Here is a 7,443-nt window from a genome sequence, read left to right on the forward strand (position 1 = left end):
GCGGGAGACGGCCCGGTGCGGCTTCGGCATCCCGACACCAGAGGTTCATCCGCCGGCCGCGCGACCGGTTGCGGCAGGGGGCCCGCCGGACCCGGGCGCCCCCTTAATCAGGACCTGTAAACTCCAGAAATATGAGGATGAGCGAGGGCGTCGAATGGGCCCTGCACTGCTGTGTGACCCTGGCCTCGCTCGGCGACGCGCGTCCCGTCTCGACGGCTCGGCTGGCCGCCTCCTTCGACCTGCCCCAGGCCTATCTGAACAAGCGCCTCCAGGCCCTGGTCCGGGCCGGTGTCCTGACCTCGACCCCTGGCGCCCGCGGCGGTTTCCGGCTGGCCAGGCCGCCCGAGCGGATCTCCCTGATGGACGTCGTCGCCGCCATCGAGGGCACCGACGACGCCTTCCGGTGCACCGAGATCCGCCGCCAGGGCCCCGGTTCCGGAGCGCCGGACCGGGACTTCCGCCGCCCCTGCGGCATCTCCACCGCGATGCGCAGGGCGGAGCTGGCCTGGCGCCGCGAGCTGGCCAAGCAGACCGTCGCCGACCTCCTGGCCGGCGTCCCGGGACCGGCCGCGGAGCGCACCCGCCGCTGGTTCGCGACCGAGAGGACGAGCACCTGATGGACTCCCCGCAGACCCGTTCCGCCTCCCGGGCGGACGGCGGAACGGCGGCCGCCCGCCCCTCGGACGCCGAACGGATGCGGGCCGAGCCGCTCGACCCGGCACGTACCGACGCCTACCTGCGGCGTATCGGTGCCGACCGTCCGGCGGTGCCCGACGCCGAGGCGCTGCACGATCTGCACCTGCGGCATCTGCGAGCCGTCCCCTTCGAGAACCTCTCCGTGCATCTCATGGAAGACGTGGCTCTGGAGTACGAGCCGCTGGTGGACAAGGTCGTCGGTGCCTCGCGCGGCGGATTCTGCTACGAACTGAACGGCGCCTTCGCCGCCCTGCTCCGCGCCCTCGGCTACCGCGTCGAGCTGCTCGCCGCCCGGGTCCTCGGCCCGGAAGGCCCCGGCATCCCGTACGACCACCTCGCGCTGCGCGTCCACACCGCCGACGACCAGGGCGGGCCGTGGCTCGCCGACATCGGCTTCGGCAGGAACAGTCAGTACCCGCTGCGCCTGGACAGCCGCGAGCAACAGCCCGACCCCGCCGGGCTGTTCCGCATCGAGGAGACCGCCGACGGCGATCTCGACGTCCTGCGGGACGGCGTGCCCCAGTACCGGCTGGAACAGCGGCCGCGTGCCCTGGCGGACTTCGAGGCGGGCTGCTGGTACCACCGCACCTCGCCGGCCTCGCCCTTCACCCGGTCACTGGTCTGCTCCCGGCTGACGGAGACCGGCCGCGTCACACTCTCCGGCCGTACGCTCGTGATCACCGACGCCGACGGCGGCCGGGACGAGCGCGAGTTGTCCGAAGCCGAGGTGCTCCCCGCCTACCGCGCCCACTTCGGCATCACGCTGGACCGCATACCGGAGCTGCGCGGCTGACGGGCGTCTGCCCGGCAGACGGCGACGTGTTCCTGACCGGCGCGCGGCTGACGTGCGCCGGTCAGGCGGGCTGCCGACGTGTCACTCGGCCTCCAGCCAGCCCTCGTACTCGTCCGCCAGGGCGTCCAGCTTCGCCGGGTCGTGCACACCCGTGGGATCTTCGACGACCACCAGCCACTGGGCGTCCTCGGCGTCGTCCTCGCCCGCCAGGGCGTCCCGGACGAGCTGGGGTTCCTCCGTGACGCCGAAGCGCTCGGCCAGCGCTTCGGCGACCTCCTCGGCGGAGTCGCGGTCGGGCAGCACCAGAACATGTCGTACATCGCTCACCCGGCCATTGTCCCGGTCGTCGTCCGGTGGCGCGGTCCGGGCACCGGACGCCGCTGTCGCTGACGGCGCTGTCGATGACGCCGTTGTCGCTGACGGCGCCGTCAGTGTCGCCGTTGTCAGTAAGGCTGCCGTTGTCAGTAAGGCTGCTGTCAGCGACGCTGCTGTCAGTGGCGGCGCTGTCAGTGGGGCGTGGGATGCTGGTGCGCGATGGCCAGGAAAGCAGCAAACGACGACCCGCTCACCCCGCTCACGCTCGCCGTGGGCCAGGAGGACCTGCTCCTGGACCGCGCCGTGCAGCAGGTGGTGGCCGCGGCCCGCGCCGCCGACGCGGACACCGATGTGCGCGACCTCACGCCCGACCAGCTCCAGCCCGGCACGCTCGCCGAGCTGACCAGCCCCTCGCTGTTCGCCGAGCGCAAGGTCGTGGTGGTCCGCAACAGCCAGGACCTGTCCGCCGACTCGGTCAAGGACGTCAAGAAGTACCTCGGCTCCCCGGCCGAGGAGATCACCCTCGTGCTGCTGCACGCCGGCGGCGCCAAGGGCAAGGGCCTGCTGGACGCCGCCCGCAAGGCCGGTGCGCGGGAGGTCGCCTGCGCCAAGATGACCAAGCCCGCCGACCGCCTCGCCTTCGTGCGCGGTGAGTTCCGTACGGCGGGCCGGTCCGCCACCCCGGAGGCGTGCCAGGCGCTGGTGGACGCGATCGGCAGCGACCTGCGCGAACTGGCCTCGGCCTGTTCGCAGCTGGTCGCCGACATCGAGGGCACCATCGACGACGCCATCGTGGCCCGCTACTACCGCGGCCGCGCCGAGGCGTCCAGCTTCACCGTCGCGGACCGTGCCGTGGAGGGCCGGGCCGCCGAGGCGCTGGAGGCGCTGCGCTGGGCCATGTCGACGGGCGTCGCACCCGTCATGATCACCAGCGCGCTCGCCCAGGGCGTGCGCGCCATCGGCAAGCTGGCCTCCGCCCCGCGCGGCGCCCGCCCCGGCGACCTCGCCCGCGAGCTGGGCATGCCCCCCTGGAAGATCGACCGGGTGCGGCAGCAGATGCGCGGCTGGTCGGCGGACGGCGTGGCGACAGCGCTGCGTGCGGTGGCCGAGGCCGACGCCGGCGTCAAGGGCGGCGGTGACGACCCCGAGTACGCACTGGAGAAGGCCGTCGTCACCATCGCCCGCGCGGCCCGCTCCCGCTGACCGCCGGGGGAGTGGAGAGGGCAGGCAGCGGCCTCAGCTCCGCAGTCTCCGGAGCGTCTGCGTCGCGCTCGCCTTGAGCATCCCCGTGACCTGCTCGGCCGTCGGTGGCTTGGCCGAGCTGCTGCGCGAGGTGTAGCTCGACCAGGTGATCTGGTAGGTCGCCCAGCCGTCGCGGACGCCGAGGATCACGTACGAGCCGCTGCTGTCGTCGGACCGGCTGACGAGATACGCCTCGTCACCGATGCCCGGCACCGGGGTGACCCGGTAGGCGACCGAGCTGCGCTGGCTCTCGTACGCGCGGTAGCTGTCCGCGAACTCGGCCGACGGGTCGGTCTTCTTGTGCAGGGTGGCGCTGCTGTACACCCAGGTCGAGGAGTAGTCGTTGCCGTCCGCGCCGGACGGCTTCAGCTCGGCGTTGCACCACATCGAGTCCATCGCGCCCTGCTGGACGCCGCTGTACTGCGGGTTCTGCGGGTTCTGCGCGTTCTGTGCGCTGCTGCCGGAGGAGCCCGACGACGAGGAGCTTCCGGCCGGTTTGATCTTGAAGTTCGCGTTCTCGAACGGCGTGAACGCGGTGCGGTTGCACAGGTCGGACGTGTACGAGTAGTCGGCCAGGTCGGGCTCGGGCCGCGCGTCCCCGAAGGCCCCGGCGGCGAAGAGGATCGCACCGCCCATCGCCGACGCGGCGACCGCCCCGCCGAGCGCCCACAGCCAGTGCTGCGTACCTCCGACGCCGCCACCGGTACCGCCCGCACCGGGCCCAGCCCCAGGCCCAGGCCCGACCCCAGCCCCAGCCCCGACCTCAAGCCCTTGAGCGTACGGATTGTGCTGCGGCCCCCCGGGCCCGTACGGCCCCGGTCCGGTCCCCGCCCCCGGCTGGTGCGGCAGGAGCGGCGGCTGGGAGGGAACGGACGGCTGTGGCTGCGCGTAGGGATGGTGCTGATCCCCCGGAATCGACATGCGCGGCAGCGTAGCGGACCGGAACCGGCCACATGGCCGTAATCGTGACCTGGACCACACCCCTTCCGTAGCTCGCCCGCCTCTACCCAGGTCAAGCGGCCAGCCCTCACCCCTGCCCAGAATCGAACGGCAGCCCCACCCCCGCCCCAGGCCCGAGCGGCCTCCACCCCCACCCTCACCTCACCCCACGACAAAGGACCCCGCATCACCCTGGGGAAGGGTGACCGCGAGGTCCTTCGTCTCAAGCTGTGTGTGCGCCGCACCCGCGTGGCGAACGCAGGCCGTGTGCGGCGCGGTGGTGCACCGGAAGGAGCGGAGAGAGGGGCCGCTGGGCCCTTACCGGCAGTAGTGAAGCGTCAGAACAGGTCAGGCCTTGAGGGCCGCGACCTTCTTGGCCAGCGCCGACTTCTTGTTGGCGGCGGCGTTCTTGTGGATGACACCCTTGCTGACGGCCTTGTCCAGCTTCTTGGCGGCCTCGGCCTGGGCGGTGGCGGCCTTCTGCAGGTCGCCGGCCTCCACGGCCTCACGGGTGCGACGGATCGCGGTACGCAGCGAGGACTTGACAGCCTTGTTGCGCTGACGAGCCTTCTCGTTGGTCTTGATCCGCTTCATCTGGGACTTGATGTTCGCCACGAAAGAGCCTTTTCAGGTTCGTTGGAATTTCGAGTCGCGCCTCGTACGAGAGAGGGCACAAAGCGCAGTGGACCAGGCTACCAGCAGCTTCCTCGGCCTCCCAAACCGGACCAGGGCCGCCGCGCATGGGACCATGGGGGAGACGAAAAACAACCGAGTCCCGCCTACCCGCGTTCTCTGAATGGACCCTGCGTGCCCGCGACCCCTACGAACGTGCCGGAGCCGAGCCGTACCGACCCGGCTCTCATCCGTAACTTTTGCATCATCGCGCACATCGACCACGGCAAGTCCACGCTCGCCGACCGGATGCTCCAGCTGACCGGCGTCGTCGACCAGCGGCAGATGCGCGCGCAGTACCTCGACCGCATGGACATCGAGCGCGAGCGCGGCATCACGATCAAGTCCCAGGCCGTCCGGCTGCCCTGGGCCCCGACCGACGAGGACGCCGGCGCGACCCGCATCCTCAACATGATCGACACCCCGGGCCACGTCGACTTCACGTACGAGGTCTCGCGCTCCCTCGCCGCGTGCGAGGGCTGCATCCTCCTCGTGGACGCGGCCCAGGGCATCGAGGCCCAGACCCTCGCCAACCTGTACCTGGCGATGGAACACGACCTCGTGATCATCCCGGTGCTCAACAAGATCGACCTGCCGGCCGCGCAGCCCGAGAAGTTCGCCAAGGAGCTGGCGAACCTCGTCGGCTGCGAGCCCGAGGACGTGCTGAAGGTCTCCGCCAAGACCGGCGTCGGCGTGCCCGAGCTGCTCGACAAGGTCGTCCGCGAGGTCCCGGCCCCGGTCGGCGTCAAGGACGCGCCCGCCCGCGCGATGATCTTCGACTCGGTCTATGACGCGTACCGCGGCGTCGTGACGTACGTGAAGGTCGTCGACGGCACGCTCAGCAAGCGCGAGCGGATCAAGATGATGTCCACCGGCGCCGCCCACGAGCTGCTGGAGATCGGTACGAACTCGCCCGAGATGAAGGCCGCCGACGGCCTGTCCGTGGGCGAGGTCGGCTACCTGATCACCGGCGTGAAGGACGTCCGCCAGTCCAAGGTCGGCGACACCATCACGCAGCTCAGCAAGGGTGCCGAGGTGCCGCTGGGCGGCTACAAGGACCCGAAGCCGATGGTCTTCTCGGGCCTGTACCCGCTCGACGGCTCCGACTACCCGGAGCTGCGCGACGCCCTGGACAAGCTCCAGCTCAACGACGCCGCGCTGGTCTACGAGCCGGAGACCTCCGCGGCCCTCGGCTTCGGCTTCCGCGTCGGCTTCCTGGGGCTGCTGCACCTGGAGGTCATCCGTGAGCGTCTGGAGCGCGAGTTCGGCCTCGACCTGATCGCCACCGCCCCCAACGTGGTCTACCGCGTGGACATGGAGGACGGCGCCGAGCACGAGGTCACCAACCCCAGCGAGTTCCCGACCGGCAAGATCGACAAGGTCCACGAGCCGGTCGTACGGGCCACCATCCTGGCGCCCAGCGAGTTCATCGGCGCGATCATGGAGCTGTGCCAGACCCGCCGCGGCAACCTGCTCGGCATGGACTACCTCTCCGAGGACCGGGTCGAGATCCGCTACACCCTCCCGCTCGCCGAGGTCGTCTTCGACTTCTTCGACCAGCTGAAGTCCAAGACCCGCGGCTACGCCTCGCTGGACTACGAGCCCACCGGCGAGCAGGCCGCCGACCTGGTCAAGGTCGACATCCTGCTGCACGGCGACAAGGTCGACGCGTTCTCCGCGATCTGCCACAAGGACAAGGCGTACGCGTACGGCGTGCGGCTGGTCGCCAAGCTGCGCGAGCTGATCCCGCGGCAGAGCTTCGAGGTGCCGATCCAGGCGGCCATCGGCAGCCGGGTCATCGCCCGTGAGACGGTCCGCGCCATCCGCAAGGACGTGCTCGCCAAGTGCTACGGCGGTGACATCTCCCGTAAGCGGAAGCTGCTGGAGAAGCAGAAGGAAGGCAAGAAGCGGATGAAGATGGTCGGCAGCGTGGAGGTCCCGCAGGAGGCCTTCATCGCCGTACTGTCCTCCGACTCCGACGGCGACTCCAAGAGCAAGAAGTAGCCGGGTAGGCGGGTGGTCCGGGCCGGTGGCCCGGCGTGCCGGCCACCCCGCGGCTCCGCCGTCCAGCCCCCGGCCGCTTCCGGCCGGGGGCTGTGTGCTGCCACGGTTCCGGTCAGGGGCTGTGTGCTGCCACGGAACGGACGTCCGGTTCGTACGGCATCCGGGCGGTCGGCGGGGAAAATCGGCGGCCAGGCGGTTTCCGGGACGCGCCGGACGCCGTTGTCGTGGGTGGCAGCGGTGTTCCGGGCGGCCCAGGGGCGTCCGGGCGGCATGAGTGCCGTGCCGCCGAGGAGGCCGCGCCGGAAAGGGATACGTATGAAGTACACCAGGGCCGCCGCGCTGCTGGCCGGGGCCGCGCTGTCGGTGGGCGTCGCCACGCCCGCCTTCGCCGACCAGACGGGGGCGGACAAGTTCAAGAGCGGCGTCAGCGGGACGGTCGGCGGTGCGCAGAAAGCCGTCACCAACCTCGGTGACGGGCTGAAGAAGGTCAACGGCACGCTCCGGGGCGATGAGAAGGTCGGCCACATGGTCGGCGACTCGGCCTCCTCGAACGCGCCCAGTGCCGACGGCATCGGCCTCCAGGCCGCTTCCCTCGGCCGCTGACCGGCGGCCTGGGGCCCGCTGTCTGTGACCCGACGTTCGTGACCCGACGTCCGTGGCCCGACGCCTGTCGCCCGACATCCGTGGCCCGCGCCCGTGGCCCGCGCCCGTGGCCCGCGCCCGTGGCCCACGGGTGCCGGCCGCCCGCGCACCCGAGCCGCCCGCGCACCCCCGAGCCGCCC

General features: G+C 71.2%; 8 protein-coding genes. 5 read left to right on the forward strand and 3 right to left on the reverse strand.

The genetic code is table 11. The features are described from left to right. Positions 1 to 131: 131 nt before the first annotated feature. Both JXZ78_RS37780 and JXZ78_RS37785 read left to right on the forward strand, forming a co-directional pair. Complete coding sequence (locus tag JXZ78_RS37780) at positions 132 to 617, forward strand: RrF2 family transcriptional regulator (RefSeq protein ID WP_030023010.1); 486 nt, start codon at positions 132 to 134, stop codon at positions 615 to 617. 77 nt (positions 618 to 694) lie between these two features. Beyond that, positions 695 to 1,489: an arylamine N-acetyltransferase family protein gene (locus JXZ78_RS37785; RefSeq protein ID WP_030023011.1), complete on the forward strand. Its 795-nt coding sequence runs from the start codon at positions 695 to 697 to the stop codon at positions 1,487 to 1,489. An 81-nt stretch (positions 1,490 to 1,570) separates the two neighbouring features. On the opposite strand, the gene JXZ78_RS37790 is transcribed toward JXZ78_RS37785, so the two are convergent. Then, positions 1,571 to 1,816, reverse strand: coding sequence for a hypothetical protein (locus JXZ78_RS37790; RefSeq protein WP_030023012.1), 246 nt, complete (start codon positions 1,814 to 1,816; stop codon positions 1,571 to 1,573). A 207-nt stretch (positions 1,817 to 2,023) separates the two neighbouring features. Here JXZ78_RS37790 and holA point away from each other — a divergent pair, with 207 nt between their 5' ends. Continuing rightward, entirely contained in the window at positions 2,024 to 3,007 is a 984-nt protein-coding gene (gene holA, locus JXZ78_RS37795; protein WP_030023014.1) for a DNA polymerase III subunit delta, read from the forward strand. Between the two features lie 33 nt (positions 3,008 to 3,040). Here the strand turns inward: holA and JXZ78_RS37800 are convergent, their stop codons facing one another. Both JXZ78_RS37800 and rpsT read right to left on the reverse strand, forming a co-directional pair. After that, entirely contained in the window at positions 3,041 to 3,682 is a 642-nt protein-coding gene (locus tag JXZ78_RS37800) for a hypothetical protein (protein ID WP_050502852.1), read from the reverse strand. A 651-nt stretch (positions 3,683 to 4,333) separates the two neighbouring features. Further along, entirely contained in the window at positions 4,334 to 4,600 is a 267-nt protein-coding gene (rpsT, locus tag JXZ78_RS37805; RefSeq protein WP_030023016.1) for a 30S ribosomal protein S20, read from the reverse strand. Between the two features lie 192 nt (positions 4,601 to 4,792). On the opposite strand from rpsT, the gene lepA reads away from it, so the two are divergent. Further along, entirely contained in the window at positions 4,793 to 6,661 is a 1,869-nt protein-coding gene (gene lepA / locus JXZ78_RS37810; RefSeq protein WP_030023017.1) for a translation elongation factor 4, read from the forward strand. Between the two features lie 315 nt (positions 6,662 to 6,976). Next, positions 6,977 to 7,264, forward strand: a complete 288-nt coding sequence (locus tag JXZ78_RS37815) for a hypothetical protein (RefSeq protein ID WP_030023018.1) — start codon at positions 6,977 to 6,979, stop codon at positions 7,262 to 7,264. Positions 7,265 to 7,443: the final 179 nt, after the last annotated feature.

Source organism: Streptomyces monomycini (assembly GCF_022271435.1).
Lineage (GTDB): Bacteria > Actinomycetota > Actinomycetes > Streptomycetales > Streptomycetaceae > Streptomyces > Streptomyces monomycini.